Annotated in this window: 21 protein-coding genes; 5 read left to right on the top strand and 16 right to left on the bottom strand. The window is 49.3% G+C overall.

All coding sequences use genetic code 11. The annotated features are described in order from the left end of the window. Window positions 1-24: 24 nt before the first annotated feature. Window positions 25-762: a YebC/PmpR family DNA-binding transcriptional regulator gene (locus LSE01S_RS06125; protein ID WP_061776746.1), complete on the bottom strand. Its 738-nt coding sequence runs from the start codon at window positions 760-762 to the stop codon at window positions 25-27. Between the two features lie 274 nt (window positions 763-1,036). On the opposite strand from LSE01S_RS06125, the gene LSE01S_RS06120 reads away from it, so the two are divergent. Beyond that, the gene (locus LSE01S_RS06120) at window positions 1,037-2,515 is read left to right on the top strand and encodes an ABC transporter substrate-binding protein/permease (RefSeq protein ID WP_061776745.1); all 1,479 of its coding nucleotides are present in this window, start codon (window positions 1,037-1,039) and stop codon (window positions 2,513-2,515) included. Continuing rightward, window positions 2,508-3,248, top strand: coding sequence for an amino acid ABC transporter ATP-binding protein (locus tag LSE01S_RS06115; protein WP_061776744.1), 741 nt, complete (start codon window positions 2,508-2,510; stop codon window positions 3,246-3,248). Before LSE01S_RS06120 ends, LSE01S_RS06115 begins: the two co-directional genes overlap by 8 nt. Before the next feature lie 186 nt (window positions 3,249-3,434). On the opposite strand, the gene LSE01S_RS06110 is transcribed toward LSE01S_RS06115, so the two are convergent. The 6 genes from LSE01S_RS06110 to ccpA form a co-directional block, all read right to left on the bottom strand. Then, the gene (locus tag LSE01S_RS06110) at window positions 3,435-5,273 is read right to left on the bottom strand and encodes a DUF5776 domain-containing protein (RefSeq protein ID WP_061776743.1); all 1,839 of its coding nucleotides are present in this window, start codon (window positions 5,271-5,273) and stop codon (window positions 3,435-3,437) included. Window positions 5,274-5,557: 284 nt separating this feature from the next. After that, window positions 5,558-6,412, bottom strand: coding sequence for a DUF5776 domain-containing protein (locus LSE01S_RS06105; protein WP_061776742.1), 855 nt, complete (start codon window positions 6,410-6,412; stop codon window positions 5,558-5,560). Continuing rightward, window positions 6,409-7,431: a hypothetical protein gene (locus LSE01S_RS06100; RefSeq protein ID WP_061776741.1), complete on the bottom strand. Its 1,023-nt coding sequence runs from the start codon at window positions 7,429-7,431 to the stop codon at window positions 6,409-6,411. The genes LSE01S_RS06105 and LSE01S_RS06100 overlap by 4 nt, the downstream gene beginning before the upstream one ends. A gap of 379 nt (window positions 7,432-7,810) precedes the next feature. Next, window positions 7,811-12,112, bottom strand: coding sequence for a leucine-rich repeat protein (locus LSE01S_RS06095; RefSeq protein WP_061776740.1), 4,302 nt, complete (start codon window positions 12,110-12,112; stop codon window positions 7,811-7,813). A gap of 348 nt (window positions 12,113-12,460) precedes the next feature. After that, window positions 12,461-13,291 carry a hypothetical protein gene (locus LSE01S_RS06090; protein ID WP_235808309.1) on the bottom strand — a complete coding sequence of 277 codons (831 nt, stop codon included), beginning with the start codon at window positions 13,289-13,291 and terminating at the stop codon, window positions 12,461-12,463. Between the two features lie 177 nt (window positions 13,292-13,468). Next, window positions 13,469-14,470, bottom strand: coding sequence for a catabolite control protein A (gene ccpA, locus LSE01S_RS06085; protein ID WP_061776739.1), 1,002 nt, complete (start codon window positions 14,468-14,470; stop codon window positions 13,469-13,471). Window positions 14,471-14,664: 194 nt separating this feature from the next. Between ccpA and LSE01S_RS06080 the strand changes: the two genes are divergently transcribed. Beyond that, a complete protein-coding gene (locus LSE01S_RS06080) occupies window positions 14,665-15,762 on the top strand; it encodes a M24 family metallopeptidase (protein WP_061776738.1) in 1,098 nt (365 codons plus the stop codon). Window positions 15,763-15,827: 65 nt separating this feature from the next. On the opposite strand, the gene LSE01S_RS06075 is transcribed toward LSE01S_RS06080, so the two are convergent. Continuing rightward, entirely contained in the window at window positions 15,828-16,220 is a 393-nt protein-coding gene (locus LSE01S_RS06075; RefSeq protein ID WP_061776737.1) for a hypothetical protein, read from the bottom strand. 22 nt (window positions 16,221-16,242) lie between these two features. After that, window positions 16,243-16,647, bottom strand: coding sequence for a DUF948 domain-containing protein (locus tag LSE01S_RS06070; protein ID WP_061776736.1), 405 nt, complete (start codon window positions 16,645-16,647; stop codon window positions 16,243-16,245). Window positions 16,648-16,815: 168 nt separating this feature from the next. Here LSE01S_RS06070 and LSE01S_RS06065 point away from each other — a divergent pair, with 168 nt between their 5' ends. Next, window positions 16,816-17,682: a mechanosensitive ion channel family protein gene (locus LSE01S_RS06065; protein WP_061776735.1), complete on the top strand. Its 867-nt coding sequence runs from the start codon at window positions 16,816-16,818 to the stop codon at window positions 17,680-17,682. Between the two features lie 83 nt (window positions 17,683-17,765). On the opposite strand, the gene cbpB is transcribed toward LSE01S_RS06065, so the two are convergent. Genes cbpB through LSE01S_RS06050 form a run of 3 tightly spaced genes read right to left on the bottom strand, consistent with a single transcriptional unit; the run spans window position 17,766 to window position 19,389 of the window. Continuing rightward, a complete protein-coding gene (gene cbpB / locus LSE01S_RS06060; protein WP_061776734.1) occupies window positions 17,766-18,245 on the bottom strand; it encodes a cyclic-di-AMP-binding protein CbpB in 480 nt (159 codons plus the stop codon). Between the two features lie 17 nt (window positions 18,246-18,262). Then, on the bottom strand, window positions 18,263-18,787 hold the full coding sequence (locus LSE01S_RS06055; RefSeq protein ID WP_061776733.1) for a metallophosphoesterase: 525 nt from the start codon (window positions 18,785-18,787) through the stop codon (window positions 18,263-18,265). Then, window positions 18,784-19,389: an XTP/dITP diphosphatase gene (locus tag LSE01S_RS06050; RefSeq protein WP_061776732.1), complete on the bottom strand. Its 606-nt coding sequence runs from the start codon at window positions 19,387-19,389 to the stop codon at window positions 18,784-18,786. The genes LSE01S_RS06055 and LSE01S_RS06050 overlap by 4 nt, the downstream gene beginning before the upstream one ends. A gap of 303 nt (window positions 19,390-19,692) precedes the next feature. On the opposite strand from LSE01S_RS06050, the gene LSE01S_RS06045 reads away from it, so the two are divergent. Then, the gene (locus LSE01S_RS06045) at window positions 19,693-20,208 is read left to right on the top strand and encodes a YslB family protein (protein ID WP_235808308.1); all 516 of its coding nucleotides are present in this window, start codon (window positions 19,693-19,695) and stop codon (window positions 20,206-20,208) included. Between the two features lie 54 nt (window positions 20,209-20,262). On the opposite strand, the gene trxA is transcribed toward LSE01S_RS06045, so the two are convergent. From trxA to LSE01S_RS06025, 4 genes are all read right to left on the bottom strand, one after another. Continuing rightward, entirely contained in the window at window positions 20,263-20,577 is a 315-nt protein-coding gene (gene trxA / locus LSE01S_RS06040; protein ID WP_061776731.1) for a thioredoxin, read from the bottom strand. 98 nt (window positions 20,578-20,675) lie between these two features. Next, on the bottom strand, window positions 20,676-23,039 hold the full coding sequence (locus tag LSE01S_RS06035) for an endonuclease MutS2 (RefSeq protein ID WP_061776730.1): 2,364 nt from the start codon (window positions 23,037-23,039) through the stop codon (window positions 20,676-20,678). A 36-nt stretch (window positions 23,040-23,075) separates the two neighbouring features. Beyond that, complete coding sequence (locus LSE01S_RS06030) at window positions 23,076-23,603, bottom strand: CvpA family protein (protein WP_061776729.1); 528 nt, start codon at window positions 23,601-23,603, stop codon at window positions 23,076-23,078. A 1-nt stretch (window position 23,604) separates the two neighbouring features. Continuing rightward, complete coding sequence (locus LSE01S_RS06025) at window positions 23,605-23,868, bottom strand: cell division protein ZapA (RefSeq protein ID WP_061776728.1); 264 nt, start codon at window positions 23,866-23,868, stop codon at window positions 23,605-23,607. Between the last annotated feature and the right edge of the window lie 114 nt (window positions 23,869-23,982).

Below are 23,982 nucleotides of genomic sequence, written 5' to 3'. Positions count from 1 at the left end.
ACCGTAGGCCTTCCTTTTAAAATCCTATTCAACACTATCAGGTAAGACAGCTGCTTCATAAATATCGGAAACATCGTCGTTGTTTTCAAGTTCTTCAATTAAACCTTGGTACTGTGGTGCCTTGTTTTCAGGCACTTCGGTTGTGTTTTGAGGGAACATCCGAACTTCGGCAGTGTCCAATGAGTAGCCCTTATCTTGTAATGCATCACGTACGGCTACTTCGCTTGAAGGGTCCGTATAGATTTTGAATTCGTCATCCGTGGTTTCCATGTCGTCCGCCCCGGCGTCTAATGCATCCATCAACATCGTATCTTCATCCGTGTCTAAGCCGTCACGTAAGATAACAATGAAGCCCTTACGATCAAACATGTATGAAACGGAACCTGCTGCACCAAGAGCGCCACCGTGGTGCGTGAAGGCAGAACGAACAGCAGCAGCCGTCCGGTTCTTGTTATCCGTTAAGGCAGCAACCATGATTGCTGTCCCGGCAGGACCGTAGCCTTCGTAGGTGATTTCTTCGAACTTGGCGCCACCAAGACCAGAGGCCTTATCTAAAGCCCGTTTGATGTTGTCCTTAGGCATGTTAGCTGCCCGCGCCTTGTCCATTTCCAAACGAAGTTGAGGGTTACCGTCGGGATCAGGACCACCTGCTTTTGCAGCTTGGTACAAATCACGTGAGATTTTTTGGAAAATTTTTCCACGTTTTGCATCCTGAGCATTTTTCCGGCCCTGGATGTTATGCCATTTAGAATGTCCTGACATCGTAACTCCTCTTTTCTAAAATTTTATAGATATCCGTATAAAACAGACACCGTCTATATTAGCACTTAGTGACCATTCTATCAATCAGATAGTTCGCGATTCATCCCTTTCATAAAAATGTATATAATTCAGTCGACCCATGCCTAATTATAGGGTTGTCCCACCGAATATCCGTATATTTTATGCATAAATGACGAATTTCAAAATTAAATCTTGCATAAATAAACAATCATCGTTATACTGGTAACATCAATTAAAGTAGAGGAGCCATTATATGAAAAAGAGAGTGATTTTATTCTTCGCATTGTTGTTGTCACTCGTTACCGGCATGACGGCCATCACCAGTACGACTGCCCACGCCGCAACCGACAACTCGCTAACCAAGGTTGAGAAGAAGGGCACGTTAGTCATGGGGACCTCCCCGGACTACCCACCTTATGAATTCCAAGCGACGGTACACGGCAAGAGCCAAGTTGTTGGGATGGACGTGGCCGTCGGTAAGAAGATTGCCAAGGATTTAGGCGTCAAGCTCGTGGTTAAGTCCATGTCCTTCGATTCCTTATTAGTGGCCCTGCAAACGGGTAAGGTTGACATGGTCATCTCCGGGATGAACCCAACTCCCGCTCGAAAGAAGAGTGTGGACTTCTCCCATACCTACTATCAAGGTGGGTACAGCATCGTCATCAATAAGAACGATAAGGGTATTTATAAGGATAAGGATTCCTTCGTCGGTAAGACCATTGGGGCTCAAACGGGGTCAACCATGTACAACGAATCCAAGAAGCAGACCAGTGGCACCAAGGTCAAAGGGATGACATCCGTTTCCGACCTGATCTTGGCCCTGCAGAGTCACAAGATTCAAGGGGTTGCAATGGAAAAACCTTCCGCTCAAGCCTACGTGGCTAACAACAAGGAACTAGCTGCTATTCCCAGCAACTTCGACCTAAGTGCCTCCGATACCAGTGCCTCAGTTGCCTTCGCTAAGGGTTCCACGGCTCTGGTCAACAAGGCTAACAAGTCCGTCGACCAAATCAAGCAGCAAAACCTGGTCAACAAGACCTACCTGCCCGAAGCTGGTAAATACTTAAAGACCAACACCGTTAACACGAGCATGTGGCACTACTGGAAGGCCTTCCTAACCGGGATTAAGTACACCTTAATCATCACGGTCTGCTCCGTCTTCTTCGGCTTTATCCTCGGCGTTATCCTCGCCCTCGCTCGGATGGGTGACGGTGGCGTCTTACGGACGGGCCTGCGGTGGTTGGCAACGGCCTACGTTGAGTTCATTCGGGGTACGCCAATGATGGTTCAAGTCATGTTTGTCTACTTCGGCTTAGGCCTCATCGTTAACCTGCCGGCCCTCACCTCCGGGATTATCGCTATTTCATTGAACTCTGGTGCGTATGTGGCTGAATACATTCGGGGTGGGATTAACTCGGTTGATTCCGGTCAAACAGAAGCTGCCCGGAGCCTAGGAATGTCCGGTGGCGCCACGATGCGTTACGTGGTCCTGCCACAAGCCTTGAAGAACATTTGGCCTTCATTGGGCAACGAATTTATTACCTTAATTAAAGATAGTTCCATTGTTTCCATTATCGGTGTTTCCGAACTGATCTTCCAAAGTAACATTGTTCGGTCCGACACCTACCGTGGGGTTGCCCCTATCGCCGTTATCATGGTCTTATACTTTATCCTGACCTTCACGGCTTCACGGATTCTAAATTACTTCGAAAGGAGAATGCAACATGACTAAACCGATTATTGAGGTTAAGAACCTCGCCAAGAGCTTTGGCAAAAACGACGTCTTAAAGGACATCACAGAACAAGTTAACCCCGGCCAGGTCATCGTCGTCATTGGTCCTTCCGGTGGTGGTAAGAGTACCTTCTTACGGTGCTTAAACCTCCTTGAAACGCCTACCAGTGGTGAAGTTGACTTCGACGGTCAGAACTTAACGACCCTAGATACCAAGAAGGTCAACGAATTACGGGAAGAAATGGGCATGGTCTTCCAAGGCTTTAACCTCTTCCCAAATATGACGGTCTTGGAAAATATCAAATTGGCTCCTATGAAGGTTAAACACCTGGATGATGCGGCCGCCACGAAGTTAGCACACGAGCTACTATCCCAGGTCAACCTGGATGACCATGCAGATGCGTTCCCAAGTAGCCTTTCCGGTGGTCAGGCTCAACGGGTGGCCATCGCCCGGGCCCTGGCAATGAATCCCAAGGTCATGCTGTTTGATGAACCAACCTCAGCCCTCGACCCCGAAATGGTCGGGGAAGTTCTCAGCGTGATGCAAGAGCTAGCCAATCAAGGCATGACGATGGTAGTCGTCACCCACGAAATGGGCTTTGCCAAGTCCGTAGCCGACAAGGTTTGGTTCATGGCTGATGGTTATATTCAAGAAAACAACACACCCGAAGAGTTCTTCAGCAATCCCCAAACGGATCGGGCTAAAGACTTTCTCTCAAAGATTTTGATGTAAGTCCATCACGCTCCCTCAAAGCACAATCACCTCGATGCCATCGACCTGATTGTGCTTTTTTGTGTCGACGAACAACCGCCGCTCCATCAGTCATTGTCCATTCAGACCAAACAAAAACTGGTCGACAACCCTCCTACCATTCCGAAAGGCTGTCGACCAGCGAGTATTTAAAACCTATTTTATTCTTTACCGCATGGCTTTCACGTAACGACTATTGGCGGTCACATAGCCACCCTTAACTTGATAACGTAAGGTGTCACCCTTGCCAAAGTTGTCAGCATTCGAGTAGGTCCAACCGGACACCTTCACGACCTGGCCCCGACGATAATGACCATTCTTCTTGGTCAAATTACCAGTTCCATAGCGGTTGATCCCGCGTTGAACCCGAATTGATTTCGCTGATTGCTGCTTCCCCGCCTTAACCAGCTGCTTGTTGGCGGTGATATACCGCCCATTGCTGAGTACGTATCGCGTGGTTAAGTTATGCGATACAATCTGCTTAACCTTTAATACCTGTCCTTGCTTGTAATGAGATGTTTTCCCCTTAAGGGATTTCTTGCTGTACGCATTAATGCCCTTAGGATTAATTACCGTGACCCGGCTATGCGTAGCCCCGTAATAGACCGGTGCCGTGTAAGCCGAATTGGCCGTCACATAACCGGTCTTCCCGGCCGTTTTACTATGATGATTGACGTCCTTAACCCGGTAGCGGTCGGCTCCATGCTTGGAGGTCGCGTACCCGGTAACCACAAACATCGGTCGGTTAATCCGTGACTTCTTCTGGTACCATTGAGTCCGAGACTTTTTAGTGAACGTGGCCTGGTTATAGAGACCAATCTTCTTAGTCGCATAGATCACGGTTCCCTTTGGGGCAACCGTCGCCCCGGCGGACCCGCTCCTAACATCAGGTTCATAGACGTAGGTCACGGTTTGCTTCGCACCGGTAAACTGCCCCTTGGCATTATCTGGTGTCTGAATCAGCTTGTAGCCATCAATGGTTACCGCAGTCGCCTGATAATTAGCTCCCAGCTTACCATTAAAGGTCTTGTCGGCGGCTAATCGCTTACCCTTAGCATCCACGTAGCGCACCGTGACCGGTTGACTGACCGCTGGCGATGGCTTCTCAGTATCCGGTGGTGTCACCACGTTTTCAAACCAAGAACTAAACGTCTTGAACCCGGTTTGCAACGCCCCATCCATCCGATAGGAGCCATCAGGTTGACGCATCAGGTAATCCGACATCGGTTGACTCAATCGTTGCCGAACCTTCTGTGCCGTTGCATCTGGATCGATCTCAAGTAGTTTGTCTTTAGGATAATCATTTAGAAAGCCACCACTAATCATGCTTTGCTGGAAGACCGTCATCATCGCCTTGAAATCATCGTCATTCATCGCAAAAATCTGGTCCATTTGGCCCACCTGATCCTCACCACCCTGCACGAGCAGCATCCGCGGCCGTAAATTCTTTTCGTAACTGGCTTTCAGCTCATCACGAGAAATGGATCCCGATAAATATTTACCAATTTCACTAATTAACCAAGCCTGACTGTACGCATTGGATTCTTGAGCCTGCAAGTAGCTCTCTACACTCTCGCCTGGCTCGAGCTCGCCCCTCTCTTGCATCAGACGATATTCGAATTCCGCAAACGTTTCCCCTGGCTTAACGGACACATCAATCATCAGTTGTCCGTAGTTGTCCAGAGCATCTCGCGCACCAGAAATACTTGGGTACATGTCAGCCAGATGCTGTAAATAGTCCGTCTGCTTGGCCTGAGCGGCCGTCAAGGTATCTGGCCACTTAGGGAACCAGTAAACCTTCACATCGCCGTCCTTCCCGCTCATCAACGTATACGGCATCTCTACCGCCTTGATCGCATAGGTTTGTTCTGCCTGGGCCGTCTTCGCCTGAGTCGTTGGCACCGCCGAGCTAGTCGTATCAGCACTGGCAACGACTGGGCTAACGAGCCCCCCTAATAACAACAGTGTCAGACCTGAAACCGTCAGTCTTTTAACTGTGTGATTCATTTAGCTCACCCCATTTACTTTTATCATCCTTATCTAGTAGCAGTATAGCATACAATGAATGATATTCGCTATCTAAATTTTAATAAAAAGACCGGTAAAGCGCTTCTCCGGGCCCTAGTTTTCATAGTTAATTCTTCTAACATTCTACCCGACAAATTTAGAAAGCCGTGGTAATCGGGTGATTAACGGCCGTAACAATGAGCCACTGCTAATCCTTTTTATCACTATTTACGAACCGCCAAAGCATAAAAAAAGATCCGGCAAACGCCGAACCTTTTTTCCAATTATTTAACTGTCCGTACTAAATGCTGGTTGGCGGTAATATACCCCCCACTAACCTTGTAGCGTAAGGCATCACCTTTACTAAAATCATTGGCGTTCGAGTATGCCCAACCCTTAACCTTCAGCGTGGTCCCAGCAGCGTAATGCCGGTTGCGCTTAGTTAGGTTAGCTGTTTGATAACGGTTAACCCCGCGCTTGATGCGCACTTGCTTCGGCATGGTCTTCTTCCCAGCCTGAACGAGTTGCTTGTTGGCGGTAATGTAGCGACCGTTACTCAAAACAAAGCGCGTTGTTAGGCGGCTAGACACGATCTTCTTAACCTTGAGGACTTGCCCCTGCTTGTAATGGGCTTTCTTGTGTTTCAACGTCTTCTTACTGTAGGCGTTGATACCACGAGGGTTAATGACCGTGATTTTGCTCTGCTTATTTTGGTAGTAAACCGGCACCGTGTATTTCGCGTTGGCGGTTACATAGCCCGTCTTCCCTGCCGTCTTGCTGTGGTGGTTAACGTCCTTGACCTTGTAACGACCAGCGCCGTTCTTAGCTGAAGCATAACCAGTGACCACAAACATTGGCCGGTTAGTCCGAGTCTTCTTGTGATACCACTGTGTCCGCGTCTTCTTGGTAAAGTTGGCCTTCTTGTACAGACCGATCTTCTTGGTGGCGTATACCACACTACCTCTAGGCGCAATCGTAGCGCCCGCAGAACCCGTTTGGATTTGTGGAGTGTAGGTAAAGGTCACAGACTGCTTGGAACTGGTAAACTTTCCAGTAGCGTTGTCCGGTGTCTTAGTTAACTTGTAGCCGTCGATGGCTGGGGCATCGGCCTTATAGTCATCACCCAGCTTACCAGTCAACGTCTTGTCGGTGGCAATCGTGTTGCCATCGTTGTCGACTCGACGTAGTGAACCGTCACAGCTTGGCTAGTGGCTGGTGTTGGTGTGGGGTCAGTTGTCTCAGCATCCGGACCAATTTTAAGAATTATTATGCCACCGCTAAAGGCACCATCCGCCTGAACAATACCATCGCTCAACGTCTTCATATAGGTCATAACTGGCCGATTTTGTGCTCTCAATGACGCTTTCAAAGTTCCCGGCAAATTGATTTGCTTAAGCTGATCATTAGGCACATCATTTAAACCAGCCTTGGTCTTAGTAGTCGGCAACAAAGCCTTTACCGTCGTCTTAAACGTGTCTCCATCTGTTTTTGCTGGATCGTATAGGTTCTCGTTAACGTTAACCTCAGATTGAACCATGTCATTCGTACCACTAAACAGCGGCTTAACCTCTTTCTCAAACGCATCAAATATCTCTTGTTGGGTCGCTTCACCATCCTGATACTTGGTGAGCCATTTTAGATTAAACCCGAGTATCACGTTGGCTGAAGCATTGTATAAGGCATAATCTAACTTACTAAGGCCTGCATGTGCCTCTTCCGGCAGCTGATCGTAGCCTTGATCTATAAGCCCTTCAGAACCCCTATAACTTGTGTCGGATTGTCCCCTTAAGATGTTCACTACTTCATTAAATTTCTGTCTGATCATTAAGTTTGTCCTATAGGGATCACTGGAGTCCTCTGGATAAAAAGCAAACATCTCATCCTGATAGTCCTCATCCAGGAGTTGACTAGTTTTAACTGTCTGTGGGAGCTTTGAAAACCAAGGATACTGCTGACTGCCGTCATTTGTAATGACCGTCGTATATGGTAATTCAAATTGCCCAATCTTGAACGTTTCACTATCAGCATTAGTCGTTTTGGTTGTTGCCACAGTGGCTGAGTTAGTCGTATCAGCACTGGCAACACTTGGGGTTACGATACCACCTAGTAATAGTAACGTTAACCCGGAAACTGTCACTCTCTGCAAAGTTTTATTCATTTCAAACACCCCGTTTACTTTTGGCTTCCTCATTTAATGTTACTATAGCATATTTCAGAGTGGAATCATAGGACAAATCAAGCAATATCAGTCTTGAGAGACGGTTTATGAGAAATTGCTCACGCATTTTTCTAGCAAATCGTGCTTTGCACATTACGTGTAAGTTGGATATGTGTGCGAAGATTTCGGCTTGTGTTGTTTCAGTATAAAAACATTTTCACCGTAATCGCTTTTTATAAATCCTGATATAATAGTGTTTACCATTGCCCCTAGTCCACCAACCTGAATCATGATCATCAAAAAAGACCCGTGCCCGGCGAAACCGTCCACGGATCTTTTTAATTATGAGTTTTCGATGAGATTGCCTAACTGAATGGCCTTAATTGTGACGCCGTTTCCGCCAACCAATCAAGCTAAAGCTTCCTAACGCCAGTCCTAGGGCTGACCACCAAGGCGTTTGCCCGTCGTTGGTTTGTGGCAACATTGTGGCCGTCTTATCGGTACCGGCCGCCAAGTCAGTTGACCCCTTCGCCTTGACGCTGTGCCCTGCATTGGTTTGTGCAGCAGCGCCATCATGATGAATCAATTGGATTGTTGCCGCCGATCCAGCATTGTGCAAGTTCAGATATTCAGCAACTGGTCGCTTGGCTGATTGACCCGGTTTAACGGCCGTATTCGGTTCACGAACGCCCTTGTCATTAATCACATGACCGCCATCACCCGACTGATCCGGCTTGACTGGATCGGTTGGGTCTGTCGGATCTGTTGGATCTGTTGGATCAACAGTTCCCGATCCATTATCACCAGAACCACCATTACCACCGGTAGTGGCCGCCTTGACAATCAGGTTAACCGTGACCGTCTGTCCACCGTAACTCAGGATAACGGGGTACGTGCCCGGTACGGTCAGATTGGCCCCCTGTAGATCAAGGGTAATTTGGTCAGCCGCAACTGGTTGGGCATTGATATCCGTGGCGGTGGCACCGAAAGTGCTGGCCGTTGGCGTTGCATCTCCAACCGTAATCGTGGCTTCCTTACCCGTCAGCGTTGGCGTTGCCGCCGTGATAGTCAGAAATGCTTGGTCGTAGGTCACGGTATAGTTCTCACTGGGTTCAACCGATAAATTGTAAGCATATTGACCAACTGTTTGACCAGGAGCCCGAGTAATCGTAACCGTTAACGGAAAGTCTACGATTGGCGTTCCAGTATCATCACTGTTGTCAGTCACGGTATAGCTCACTTCAGGATCGTCTGTCCCTGCTACCTTCGTTTGATTACCGCCAGTAATGCTGATGGTAACCTTTGCTGGGTTGATGCTTAAAGTCGCATTGGAATCGCTACTCTCTGTCCAATCAAAGGTACTTGCTGCTGTTGCTTCATTTTGAACTCGCTCGATAGCGTCAGGGTTCAAGACAACCTGGTACGTCCCAACGTTCGGGACCGTGCTCAGCGTGGTGGCCCCAACGGAATCCAGCAAACTATTGGCATTCGAGTCACTAGTTGGAATCAACTCCAGGTCGCCGTCTTTAAGAATGTAGACAAACCCGTCGGACAGCTTCAGTTGGTAGTCACTGGCATCGATCGTTGGCGTGGTCCCCGTGTACGTCACCACTTGATTCCCGGATAAGGTGTACGTCCCTTGACGCTTGGAAACGGTCAGCGTAATCGTTTGCGACGTGCTGCCTTTGTAGCTGTAGGTGACCTTGTAAACGCCAGGCGTTTGCGTGACTTGGTCGGCGACCACGTCGTCACCGGCCGCATTCTTGATCGTCACCGTTAAATCGTTATAACTAATGCTCGTTCCGTCCGATTGTTCCGCACTAATAAAGTTTTGTTCTGGCGTCCAATTATCCATGTACCAGGCTTGCCCATCGACAACCTTGATGTCTGGGTCGTTTAAAACCACTTGGTAGGCCCCGGCATACGTATTTCCTTGGGAGTCATTCAGCGACCAGTCAAACTTAAATCCGGACGTTCCAGTAGGAATATTAAATGTGCCATCGGCGGTGTTATAGGTCACGCCATTGGTCAATGCTGACACCAGCAGGTCCTTGTTCGTCAGATTTCCAACGTGAGTATCGAATAAGGAATCAATCGTCACATCAGCAGGACTACCGAAGTAGGCCGCATATTGGTTAAGCGCCAGTGAGCTATCACCGGTACCCGACGTCAACGCCGTGATCCGGTTGTAACTAAACGCGTCTGTCCCAACCGAAGCACTCGTTGGCACATTGATACTATTGATTTGGTTCCCATAAAAGGCCTTAGTGCCAACACTCGTCACCGTTTCTGGCAGATCGATACTGCCGCCGAGGTCGTTGTAGGTGAAGGCCCCTTCACCAATCGAGGTTAATCCGGCAGGAAGCGTCACATTTTGCAGATGGCTGCCGGCAAAGGCAAAGTCACCAATGTTCGTCACGCTTTCTGGAATATCAAAGACTGGTTCACCATCGGCATTCGTCGTGCCTGATCCCTCTACGCCAGAATATTCAAAGGTCCCGGTACCAATCGACGCCAGCTTAGTGACCTTGCTGGTATCAACCGTCTTCAAATTGTCATCATAGGTAAATGCATTGTTGCCCAGCGTTACTAATCCAGCAGGAAGCACAAAGTTAGTCAGTGCCGAGTTCGCCAAGAAGGCCTGCTTACCAATGATGGTCACCGTATCCGGCAAGGTAATGTCGGTCAGTGCAGTGTCATAAATGAACGCATTGTCCCCAACCGTGGTCAACCGACTGCCATCACCAAAGGTCACTGTCGTCAGACCACCGGCAGCGTTGCCATCGGCGTCTTTTAAATTATCGGCAGCAAAGGCACTATCACCGATGGAGACCAAGTTAGCCGGCAGGTTCATGGTCGTCAAATGACCATCGTAGGCGAAGGACGCCGCCCCAATCGTCAGATCGGGATCACTAGCACCACTCGTAAACGTCACGTCAGCCAAATTTAGATTAGACTCGAAGGCACCATCCCCAATTGAGGTCAGCGTGGCTGGAAAAATAACGGAAGTCAAGCTGCTACCATAAAAGCTGTTATTTCCAATAGTCGTTAATTGACTATCGCTAGGAATCGTCAAAGTGGTCAATTGCTTAGCCCGGGCAAAGGCACTATCACCAATGCTGGTGACGTTACTTCCTAGAGTCACCGCCGTTAAGCCAGTGTCATCCCCACCAATAACGGAACCATCCGCCGACGTGTATTCAGAAAAAGCAGAATTACCAATCGTTTGAACACCTGCTCCCAGGTTAACCGCGGTTAAGGCGCTATTACCTGAGAAGGCACCGTTGCCAATGGTCGTGGCACTTGGAATATCCAAGGTCGTCAAGCCATCATTCATAAAGGCGCCATCCCCGATGTTAGCAAGAACATTTGCGGCGGAAAAGTCCACGTTGGCTAATTCCGCATTACTGGCAAAGGCCAACGAGCCAATGGCATTCAGATCCTTGGAAAGCTTCACGGATTGCAAATTATTGTATTCAAATGCCTGATCACCAATACTCGTCACACTGTCTGGCAAGGTTAACGTGGTTAGGTGGGCACTAGTAAAGGCCTCATTGCCAATTGTCGTCAGATTAGTGGCCGAGCTGAAATCCACGCTAGTCAGTGGCGTGTACATAAAGGCCTTGTCACCGATACTCGTCAGTGAAGCCGACATCACCACACTCGTCAGTTGGGTACCTTGAAAGGCCCCATCACTAATCGTCGTGACCGTCGCTGGCAGATCGATCGAAGTCAAACCACTCATAACAAAGGCCTGATCACCAATCGTAGTTAAAGAATGATTTTCACTCAGGTCCACCACCTGTAAATTTTTCAGGTAAGCAAACGCATTATCACCAATCGTTTGAATGCCGTCACTAATGACCACCTTGGTGACATTATCCATCATGCCAGTACCCGCGGCAAAAGCACCACCGGCAATATCTGTCACTTTATAGGTCTGGTAGGTGGTGCCGCCATCCGTACTGATCTCGGCCGTCCCCGGAATAACCATGGTATCGCCTTCAAAGACCTTGTTCAAGCCATCAAGGGTTGCCGTACCATCATCATGTGCCGTATAGGTAAACCCGCTGTTGTCCGCTGGTGCCTCGGCATCCAGAGCTTGAATCTTGATTGCGTTAACGTCAACGGAACTCCCATCGGTGTTCTTCTCCGTAGCGCCCGATGTGTTCAGGTCAGACGTGTTAGATTCATCAACGGTGCCGTCATTGCTCCCGGAGCCGGAACCGGTGCCGTCGTTGGTACCCGTCGAACCGTTATCGTTAACCGTCCCGGAACCACTTCCAGTATCGGAACCATTGGAACCGGTCGCATCATTGCTTAAGCTGCCGGTATTCTCACCGGCGCCGCCACCCGTGCCTAAGCTACCCGTATTAGTCCCGTTATCACCAGTAACGGTTCCTGCCTCGTTGCCAGAATCACTCCCGGTGCCGGTATCGGTAACGGAGTCATCGGTTGTTCCATTATTAGTCGCTACGGAACCTAATGTGGCTTGCTTGGCATCATTTTCTGAAGTTTCAGCCGCTGTTTGACTACTTGTTGTACGCCCCGTTGCGGTATCAGCATGTGCCGAAACGTCTTGGCCCGCAAGTGTTCCGAGGCCAATCGTTGCAACTGTGATGGCAGCAAAAACCCAGTGCTTCCCATCCTTGTACATCTTAAAGTGTCGTTTTGTTTCCATCGTTGATGTGCTCCTCTCAAATAGCGGGCTGACCAGTCCTCATAATCCTGACAAATTTTAAATCAACGGTTTATGTTCCTCAACATGGCATTTTAATACCTTAATACCTGAGTGCAACTAATAGTCATTTGTGCAACCAAGTTTGTCTCTAAACATTACCAAATAGCCAACCAATTCTTCCAAATTTCAGTTTACTCATTAAATCCTTGATTAATATAATATATCCAGTAAGCCGGTGGGTCAATCAATAAATGCAAGAAATATTCACGAACACAAAAAAGTTCACCCCTTAATCAATTGCTTAATGGGTGAACTTTTTACGGTTATTTCCTATTCATATACAAATGATTATTCACGACGAAAAGCTCGATGACCAAGCATCACCAACAGCCCGAGTACGATCTCAACGACACCAACGAAAATGATCACGCTGAGCCCACTACGGGACACCGTACTCATGAGCTGAGTCGCTAGCTTACTCGTTGATGTCATGACAAATGGTACCAGGAAAAGTCCCCCGGTGCTAACCAGACCAGCCAAGAACCCACCGACGCTGAGCGCCGGCCCCAGACTGCCGAGAAAGTGATGCATCCCCACTGCATAAATAAGAGTCACAATGGCCAATAAAGCACTGGCGATCATGATCCACAGATTCAGCTTCTGCAGCAATTGAACCCGCGTCATCGTCGCCAACATCGATGCGGAATTTAGGGTCGCCCTCGTCTGTCTCTGAGCAGCTTGGCTCACCCGTTTCGTTAAGCTATCACTGGCAGTCACACCAGTTTGGGCAGCTTGCGTCTTAATCGCAGTGGTCAGATCGGTCGTGTCCACCGCAATCACCGGCTGACCGTAGAGCCGTTCAATGCCTTGTGCCAAGAAGGGCTCCGCAATACCGGGGGTCACTGGACTTCCGGTGACGCCTAATTCCTCCAGATCATCATTTAAGCGGTTGATGACCTTTTCGCCGACGGATGACCGTGAGACGACCCCGGCTGTATAAGACGCGTTAAACACGGTAAAGCGCAAGCCCAGAGTCAGCGTTAAGACGGCAAGTAATAACGCCAACCAGCGATCCAATCCCGGTCGCCGTTGATAGGTCGTTGTCGGCCCCGATTGTTGGGGCGTCGCTTCATCTGCATGGTAACGGGCCATTCGACTCTGTGTTTCCAAACTCTGCACCTCCTCATCGCATAAAATGATTTGTCCACTATTTTAGCATATTCCTTTTCCCGAAAGGTCAAGGCGGACTTAATCACATGAAAATTTATACTTTTTCATCGACTTTTCACACCGTCGCCCGATTTTCTTCAATAAAAAACGCTGTCGCTTTCACGACAACGTTTTTCATAGATCGGTCTACTTCGTCGAACTGCGCTTCATTAACCCATAGGGCAAAATGACCGTGTTCTCTTCAACCGTTTCATTATTCATTAATTTGGTCAGCAATCGCATCGCAACGGCTCCAATGTCATAGAGTGGTTGGGTGATGGAACTCATCTTAGGCCGCACCAATTCCGTTAACTTGGTATCATTGCTCGTGATGACTTCAAATTCATCTGGAACCTTAACCCCAGCATCGGTCAGCCCATTCATGACTCCCGCGGCCAATTCGTCGTCACCAACGAAAGCCGCCGTGGCACCCGCTGCCGTCAGGGCAGGCTCTAAGGACTGACCCGCCTTGTAAGTGTAGTCGGTCTCAAAGACCAACTTACTGTCGTAGCTGATACCAGCATCCTTCAAGGCCTTCTTGTACCCCTTAAGCCGGTAATCGTGATTGATCGCCTGGTCCATTGAACCCGAGACAAAGGCGATCCGCTGGTTACCGTGATCGATTAGGTTCTTAACGGCTTCCGCAACTGCAGCAATGTAATCAATGTTGACACTAGGCTGCGTTTTTTCCGAATCAACGGAACCTGCCAAAACAACGGGAGCCTTAGATCGCTTGAATTCCTCACGGAGTTCATCGGTCACCTGGTTACCCATAAAGATGATTCCATCAACTTGTTTGGCCATTAAGGTATTGAGAACTTGAACCTCTTTACCCCCGTTTTCATCGGAGTTCGTCAAGATGATGTTATATTTATACATCATCGCGATATCATCGATCCCCCGTGCTAGTGACGAGAAATAGGCATTGGTGACGTCAGGAATAATGACCCCAACCGTGGTGGTCTTCTTGCTAGCGAGGCCACGAGCAACAGCATTTGGCCGGTAGTCGAGGCGATCAATCACTTCGAGAACCTTCTTGCGTGTCGCTGGCTTAACGTTGGGATTACCATTAACCACTCGGGAAACCGTGGCCATGGATACCGCTGCTTCGCGCGCAACATCGTAAATTGTTACAGTTTGTTTTTCCATAGCGATAGCCCTTTCTTTCTTGTTTTGAGTCGTTTTCATCCGTTTTCAAGCAACTTGACTAGTATACAGAATCTCTTACTTTCACGCAACATTGAAAACGCTTTCACATAGAAGAATACCTTAATTTCCACGATTATTCAAGCTTCATTCTACGATATGGTATAATTAACCCAATATTTTGAAGGGGTGATTCAATGACTAAACTTGAACAGATTCAGCAGTGGACAGCAGAACAGCACGCTAGTATGACTTACCTTAGTAACCCCAAGACCATCCAATACTTAACCGGCTTCGGTAGCGACCCCATCGAACGGGTGCTCGCCCTCGTCGTCTTCCCCGACCAGGACCCCTTTATTTTCGCCCCGGCCCTCGAAGTAGAAGTCATTAAGGCCACCGGTTGGCAATTTCCCGTCATCGGCTACCTGGATCACGAGAACCCATGGGCGATGATTGCGGACCAAGTTAAGCAACGCCACGTTGACCCCACCCACATCGCCGTGGAAAAAGGCCAATTGCAAGTTGCTCGGATGGAAGCCCTTGCCGCTCAATTTAGTAACCCTCAATTCGACATCGATATTACCAGCTACATTGAACACATGCGGTTGATCAAGTCCGCCGACGAGATTAAGAAACTGGAAATCGCCGGTAAGTGGGACGACTTTGCCTTTGAGCATGGTTTCGCCGCGGTTAAGGCCGGCCGGACTGAAGAGTCTGCCGTCGCCGAATTGCAGTATGCGTTGATGAAGGAAGGCATTATGGAAATGTCCTTCGGTAGCCTGGTTCAAGCCGGGGCCCATGCCGCCGAACCACACGGTGCCACCAACGATACTAAATTCCAAAACAACGAACTGGTACTTTTCGACTTAGGGACAGTCTATGACGGTTACATCTCCGATGCATCTCGGACCGTCGCCTTAGGGACGCCAACCGCTAAGGAAAAAGAAATCTACGACGTTTGTTTAGAAGCGCAGCTAACCGCTCAGGCTGCTGTTAAGCCCGGCATGACCGCTGAAGAAGTCGACAAAATTGCTCGAGACATTATCACCAAGGCCGGCTACGGTGAATACTTCATCCACCGGACCGGTCACGGAATGGGCATGAGTGACCACGAATTTCCTTCCATCATGGAAGGCAACAAGTTAGTTCTCGAACCCGGCATGTGCTTCTCTATTGAACCCGGGATTTACATTCCTGGTGTGGCCGGTGTGCGGATCGAAGACTGTATCCATGTCACAGCCGACGGGAGTCTGCCTTTCACCCACACTTCTAAGGAACTCACCTACGTTGGTTAAAACGTAAGCCATTAAAAAAAGCTCGTCGAAGTTAATTTCGACGAGCTTTTTTAGTCGGTTTGTTTTTAGTCGGCGTCCGAGTCGCTGGTGTCATCAGTGGGATCGACGGTGTCGTCACTGGCTTCATCGTCACCGGCGGCATTGTCATTCAGATCGGCCACTTCGGCACTCTTCAAAACGATGTCATCGTCAGCATCGTCCGCCGTATCATCATCGTTTAAGGTTTGCCAAGCTGGTGCATCCGTCTTAGCTGCCAAATGATCATTCAAGGATTCCTTGAAATCATCGGCGGCATCGGCGGCATAAAAGGCGTAATCTACGGCGCGGTCTTTCAAGGCATTCACCCGTTCACGACAAGCATCTTTCAAGGCTTCCCGCTGTTCCAGGTCGAGTGCATGGTAGGCAGCAACCGCTGCCCCACCCAGTACTAATCCTGCTAATAACTTGTGTTTTGCCATTCTCATGACTCCCTTTCCGTGATTAATCCTTATTTTTATGATTCCGATATAAATCAAATGCGGTCTTACCAACCCGGGCAGCTAACGTCGTCTTGGCCGTTTGCTTAGCCGTGTCGCCCACCTTTTCCGTTAGGTTCCGGGTAGCGGTATTCAGGTCCGAAACGCTCTCGCCTAAGTCAGCGGCGGCCTGGAAAACCGGATCGATCGTGGCAACCTTCTTGTTCACGTCTTCCAGTAACTCATTGGCGTTAGCCATAATATCTTCTGCTTGGTGACTAATCACGTCCACATCCGACGTCATGGTTTTCATCGAGCGATTAACCTCACTCAACGTTTTATTCATCTTTACTAAGAACATGCCAATGAAGAGGACCAAGATTAAGAATGCAATTGCTGCAATCAGGCCCGCTACTTGTCCACCGGTCATGACAACCCCTCCTTGTGCTCATTTACTTATCAATAGAATAGCATTCTCGCCGGTCACACGCAATTAAATCCCTAATTTCACGAGCAATTCCAATCTCCCTCACCCGGAACCGTCAAAGTCTGCTAAACTAGACTCTAAATACACTGAGCAAAGGAGGCTCATCCCTTGATGGACCTAGTCGCAACGTCGACCACTTCATCTAAGTGGTTTCAAAATTATCTCAATTCCTTTAGTGGCGAAAAATTTCTCCATCTGATTACCAGTCGCTTCTTGACTCTGGTCTCACTGACCCTGCTCTTCTTCGTGATTAACCTAGTCGGTAAAGCCATTTTGAACCGGAGCTTTAAGCGCTACCTGATTCCCAAATCCGGATCGAGTAACCGCGTGCAAACCATTAGTATGCTAAGCATGAATCTATTTCATTATACCATCCTATTCTTCTGGATTTACGCTCTCCTGTCCACCTTGGGGGTGCCGGTGGGCACGCTCATCGCCGGCGCCGGAATCTTCAGTTTAGCTCTAGGACTCGGGGCCCAAGGCTTTGTCAGCGATCTAGTCACTGGGATTTCCATCCTATTCGAACAGCAGCTAGACGTTGGTGATTCCGTTAAGATCGGAACGATCGAAGGAACCGTCACCAACATGGGATTGCGCACCACCCAGGTGACCAGCGCGGATGGGACAATTAATTTTATTCCCAATCGAAATATTACCATCATTTCCAACCGATCGCGTAATAACATGCACGCCACGGTCAACATTCCCATCGCGCCCACCACACCGGTGGAACAACTGCCAAGCATCATCGCCGACACCAATGCCAAGCTTTTACCGGAGCACCCTAGTGTGATTGGTGAACCGATCCTGACCGGAGTCGTCACCTTGCCAACCGGCGAGCTGGTCTATCAGGTCGTGGTGGTCGCGAAGAGCGGCAGCCAATTTACCATTCAAGCCACTTTCCTAACGGCTTACCTAAAGGCCATCCGCCAGGCCGGCATCACCCTACCCAGTCACGCCACGGTCCCCAATAAATAAACATGGGCGCCGTCACCTCATCTCTTGATGAGGTGATTTTTTTACAAAAAAGGCAACCGATAATGGTTGCCCTCTAAAAGTCCTTATGACTCAGTGTGTTCTTTTGGCGTCACATTGTATTGATCATTTAAGTTATGTGCCAGATAGTTAACGCGTTTCAAAATCTCTCGTCGGGTAATAATGCCTTGAAAGATCCCATCTTCATTGACCAGCGGCACAAACGGCTCGTCGATCATGTAATTCAAAATGGTTTCCAGCTTAGCTGGGTCGTCCACCCAGTGGTCAACGGGCAACATGGCATCCGCCACGGTGTAACGGCTCAGCTGATCGACCGCCGCACCAGGCACATGGAGTAGGCGGTCTGTAATGGCTGCCAATGAAATCATCCCTTGGAGCCGATCATCGGGATCCAGGACGGGGACACGACTGTAGCCCACTTTCGACAGGACCATCAGGGCATGTTCCAAGGTATTGGTCGCCGTCACATTGGCAACCACCTCCGCTGGAATCACGTAGCTTGCTGGATCTTCTCGTAACATCTGCTCAACAGCAGGGTCAATCATGGGTCAAGTCATCCTTTCTAGAATTGTGATCTTTGATAGACAAAAGCCAAATCGGGCACCGGTTGTCCATCTCTAGTATAATATTGAACCTTCACTTGCTGGTCGTCAACCGTTAAAAGAGCACAAGTCCCACCGAGGCGGCGAAACTCACCCCGTGGTTGACTGATACTTCCAGGATTAACAAACAAATGGCCACCCGTGACCTCGACCGCCAATTCATGGGTATGGCCAAAGAAGACGACGTCTGCCTGTTCCTCATCCGCGTGGAGGCTTAATTTGGTCAGGTCCCAGTGAACGGCATCGTAGTGGCCATGCGTCAATAACACCTTGAGGCCATCAATGGTCGGCGTTTCGACTAATGGAAATTCGCTATCGTAGTCCATATTTCCCTGAACCGCGTAGACCCCTTTGAACCAAGGATCATCGTGAGCCATTTCGGAATCGCCGCAGTGGAAGACCACGTCTGGCTGGAGCACGGTCTGCATCTTCGATAAGATATCGACATCCCCGTGGTTATCACTGATTACCAGCCATTTACTCATTGTTCAGCCTCCCACCATTCATCGAAGAGCGGTAACATGGCCGTCGTAGCTTTAGCCCGGTGACTGTGCTGATTCTTGGTTGCCAGTGGCATCTCCGCAAAGGTCAGCCGCTCACTAGGAACGTAGAATAACGGATCATAACCAAAACCATCCTCGCCACGCGGCGCGGTGAGGATCCGACCGCGAACCTCCCCCGTCGTCACCAACTGGTGACCGTTGGGCTTGCGTAGGACCAAACTCGTATGAAAGGCCGCCCCACGCTTGTCGGCGGGAACGTCCGCCAGATTGGCGAGTAGCTTGGCATTGTTCTTGGCATCATCATGGTCTCCAGCGTAGCGGGCAGAATAGATGCCTGGTGCGCCGTCTAACGCATCCACCATCAATCCGGAATCATCAGCCAAGACCGTCAATTGCGTAGCCTCAGCGACCGCTGTCGCCTTCAACGTGGCATTCTCAGTAAAAGTCTTACCCGTTTCATTGATCTGCTGCAGATCAGGGAAATCGGCCAGGGTCTTCACCGTAAAGCCCTTGGGTTCAAAAATCGCCCGAAACTCGCGGGCTTTTCCCGGGTTGTTCGTTGCTATCACCAGTGTTCGTTCCATTTTGGGTCTCCGCCTCCATCTCGCTAACCAGTCCATCTTCAGGCAAGACTCCCGACACCTTGGGCCGGTCACCTTCCCAACGGTTCCACCAACCGGCAACCTCGACCACCGGAATGATCAAAGCGACCGTTTAGCCTACCTGAAATTTTATTATCGCCTTTTTGCCAGATAGATTCAAGCAACCACTCAGTCTCAACGACCCATGGGTGATAAAAATCATTTAAGTTTCTCTGGAACCTAATTTTACCGCTAAAGTACGGTATAATAGGCCGTATAAACTATCGGATGAAGGAGTCAATAATCGTGAATAATCTATATCAGACCGTCATGAGTGACCCTGACGGCGCCCCCTACCTACCTCAATTCTTAATGCGTGATGCCCTCTTGTCAGAACTATTAGGCAATGATAAGGGTGATATCAGTTACTGGGCTGGTAAAGCGTTGGCTAGACGTTTCCCCGTTGGTAGCCCTAAGGATGCCCAGGTCTTCTTCAAACAGGCCGGCTTTGGTGACTTAACGTTACTTAAACAAACGGCCGACATGACCCAGTGGCAACTTTCCGGTGAACCCGTGAAGTTACACAAGGAACTGGATACCGCCGCTGATTTCACGCTAGAGGCCGGCTTCCTAGCCGAAATGATGGCGCAACAATTAGGGGTCCTGACTGAGGCAGAACCGATCGAGACGCCTCGGAAGCTACGCTCCAATACCGTGACGTTTGCGGTATATACCGACCCAGAAAACCTGATTCCGGACTTTGACGCCCCAATGCCGTTGACCATCGTTAATCATCATGCAACAGAAAAAGCGACTGACTAAAAATAAAAGGACGACCACCAAATGGTGATCGTCCTTTTTGCTTAACCTACACCTCTATGCTTCCAGGTATTGGTCAAGAATCTTCTTTAATTGGTCTTTTGAATGATAACCCACAATGGAGTCAACAACCTTGCCGTCTTTCTTAACCAGCAACGTTGGAATACTCATAATCCCAAATGATTGGGGTGTGTTAGGGTTTGCATCAACGTCCATCTTGTTGAAGGTCACGTTGTCCATTTCGTCAGCCAGTTGTTCAACTACTGGTGACTGCATCCGACAAGGACCACACCAAGTTGCCCAAAAGTCAGTCAACGTTACGCCATCGGCCGTGTCGGCTTCAAACGTCTTATCAGTCGTTTCTGTAACCATAAATTATTGCCTCCCTATCCAAAGTTATCATTGTCTGCAACCCATAGTCTACCAGAAATTAGCGAAATCACAACTAAGTTGCTTACAATTTATTAGCGCTACTTAAACCGTACCACGGTCGATCCATCGCCACCCGCATTGGGTGCCGAGAAGCCGAAATCCTTCACGCGTTTATTCCGCTTCAAATAGTTCGTGACCCCGGTTCGCAAGGCCCCGGTTCCCTTACCGTGAATAATCGTCACGGATGGATAGCCGGCCAATAGGGCCGAATCGATGTAGCGGTCAACCTCTTGCATCGCTTCTTCGTAACGATGTCCCCGTAGGTCCAGGGTTGGTGACATGCCACTCGATCCACTCCGCTTAACGCTGGCCCGCGGTTGTTTCTTAGACTTGGCCGGATCTTTAGTCCGTTCCAGGTCATTAACCGCAATCTTCATCTTCAAGATCCCCAGCTGAACTTCCCAGTGTTGGTCGTCTAACTGTTGCATCAAAACCCCAACCTGACCATAGGACTTCACCAAAACATTGTCACCCTTATGAAAATCGAGTTTAGCTTTCTCACGCCGCAAGACCCGGTTCTTCTTCAACTTCGTATCTTGTTGAAGGGCATTCAACGCCCCTTGGGCAGCAATCAACTCGTCTTCCTTGACCACGCTCTGGCCAGCGGCTAACTGCTTCTTACGCAGGTCCGAAATGATCTGGTTGGCCCGCTTCCGCGATTCGTCAACCAGTCGGTTCGCATCACGCTTGGCATCCAACATCAGCTGATCCTTTTGCCGTTGATACTGGTCAAATTGCTTCTGCAAGTCTTCGTGTAAGGCGGTCGTTTCCTTTAATTGCCCTTGTAAGTCGTCATAGTCGCGATCCACTCGTCGCTTCTGTTCGGTCAAATCACTAATCATGGCATTCAAGTCCTGACTGTCTTGATCCGTTAAGCCACGAGCCGCCGTGATTACCTGACTAGGCATCCCCAGTCTAGCGGCAATGTCCAAGGCATTACTCCGACCAGGAATCCCAATCAGCAAATGATACGTCGGCTGCAGGGTTTCGCCGTCAAATTCCATGCTGGCATTAATGGTCTCGGGCCGATTGTAACCATAGGCCTTTAACTCGGGATAGTGGGTCGAAGCCATCACATAGCTACCCAGCGTCCCGATCTCATCTAAAATGGCAATCGCCAAGGCGGCCCCTTCTTGAGGGTCAGTCCCGGCACCCAGTTCGTCGACGACGATCAGGCTCCGTTTATCCGCCTGCTTCAAGATTGCCACAATGTTTTCCATATGCCCCGAGAAAGTACTCAGACTCTGTTCGATCGATTGTTCATCACCGATATCCGCAAAGATATCATCGAAGACCCCGATCACACTATTCTCGTTTGCCGGAATAAATAGACCAGATTGTCCCATCAGTTGCACCAATGCCAACGTCTTCAGAGTAATCGTCTTCCCACCGGTGTTCGGACCAGTGACGATGATCGCCTTATAGTCGCGACCGATCGCAATATCATTGGCAACGACCTTATGCTGGTCAATCAACGGATGCCGAGCTTGCCGCAGGTTAACTTGATTATCCGCGGATAATTTAGGCTCCGTCGCACGCAGTTGGTGGGCATACCGTGCCTTGGCGTTAACAAAGTCCAAATGGCCCAATAACTCAGCATTTCGTAAGATTTCTTCTTGGTAGGGTTCCAGTAAGGCCGTGAGCTCGGCCAAAATTCGTTGTTCCTCATGGCGTTCATCGATTTGATTTTGCCGTAGCCGGTTATTCAGGCTCACCACCGCTTGAGGCTCGATAAACAGCGTTTGGCCGCTGGCGCTTTGGTCATGCACGATCCCACCGAAGCGTTGTTTATACTCGGCACGAACGGGGATCACATAACGATCGTCACGAATTGTCACAATGGTTTCGCTTAAATACTTGGCATCCTTACCCCGGGTGTACTGGTCCATCATGGAACGAATGGCCGCCTCCGTTTGGGTAATGTGTTGTCGAATCAATTTCAAGGCCGGTGACGCCTCATCAGTGATATGGCCGTCACCCTCCAATGAAGTTCGCAACCGCCGCGTCACATCTGGTAAGGTCACCAGACCCTTCACGACTCGGTCCAAGCGCCGAAGTGTCAGTTCACGTTCCGCCAGATCGGCAAAGAACTTGGCCACCGAAGCCGTGGTCCACAGGACCCGACTAATCTGCGCCAATTCCAGGCCGTTTAAGGCCGCCTCCATGGCCAAACGGTGCAGATGTGGCCGAATATCATCGAGCTTAGGCAGCGGAATACCACTCTCTAAGCGATAAATATCCGCCCCATCCTTAGTTTCATCCAACCACTTCTGTAAGTGATCGGCATTAGAGGTCGGCTGGAGTTCATTCAACTCATGCTGACCGGCGGCCGACACCAAGAACCCCCGCAGGACCTGCTTAATGCGGTCATATTCCATAATTTTTAAAGTTTTCTGATTCATCAGCTTCTCCTCTCGCTGACTGACGGGGCTAATGACTTACTTCAGCCACCAGTGGTGGATCTCGGTCGATAAGACCGGGGTCTTTTTGACAATCCACTGAGCAACCGGGGCCGTGTCATAGCGCCGTTGAAAAGAGTCAATTGGTAATAAGATTAATAGATTCAAAATAATAAAGACAACCACGTAACGGATTACGAGATTAATCGTTCCACCCAATAAGGCGTTAACTTGATGCAGCACCGGAATACGGGTAATCCGATTCACCCGGCGGGCAAAGTGGCGAACAATAAAGTACCCGATCGTCAGGATGCTCGAAAAGACCAACCCATTCAAAAAGAAGGCCCCAGCATCGTTCGCTGCCACCGTGCCGGCGGACTGATTCAGCTGGGTCCCGCCGGAGAACATCCCACTGATACCACTGGCTAACGGTTGCGCCACGACCCGAGCAATCAGCCAAACGGCCAAGTAACCAATGGTGGTCAAAGCCTGTAAAACCAATCCCCGCCGGTAGCCCCGCCAGAATCCCCAGGCCAACACCAGGATGATACCTATATTCAATAACACGCTACTTGGTTTCCTCTGTGGACGCGTCTGAAGTAGATTCCGTGTCGTTAGCGGCCTTCAGCTTTAATTGGTCAGAAACAGCATTAAAAGCCATTAGAATGGCCGCGTCTTCCTTAGACATGTTTGGTGACAGCTTTTTAAGCTGTGAATATTGTTCATTTAGTACCGTGGTCACAGCCCGCATGTGCTCGTCCGTGGCCTGGCCAACAATCGTGTACGTCTTACCCGCAATGACGGCCTTAAACCGGTGGGTGTTTTCAGTCATTTTTTCTTCCCCCTGTTAGACACAATGCCTTATTTTAACATTAAACGAGCCATTCGCCCACGCTTTGAGCGTACAAAAAAGGACGGAATTCCTTCCGTCCTTTCTCGTTTTAAA

This window comes from Levilactobacillus senmaizukei DSM 21775 = NBRC 103853, from assembly GCF_001592085.1.
Taxonomy (GTDB): domain Bacteria; phylum Bacillota; class Bacilli; order Lactobacillales; family Lactobacillaceae; genus Levilactobacillus; species Levilactobacillus senmaizukei.
Note: the sequence above shows the minus strand (reverse complement) of the source record. Positions and strands in the feature narration are given on the sequence as shown.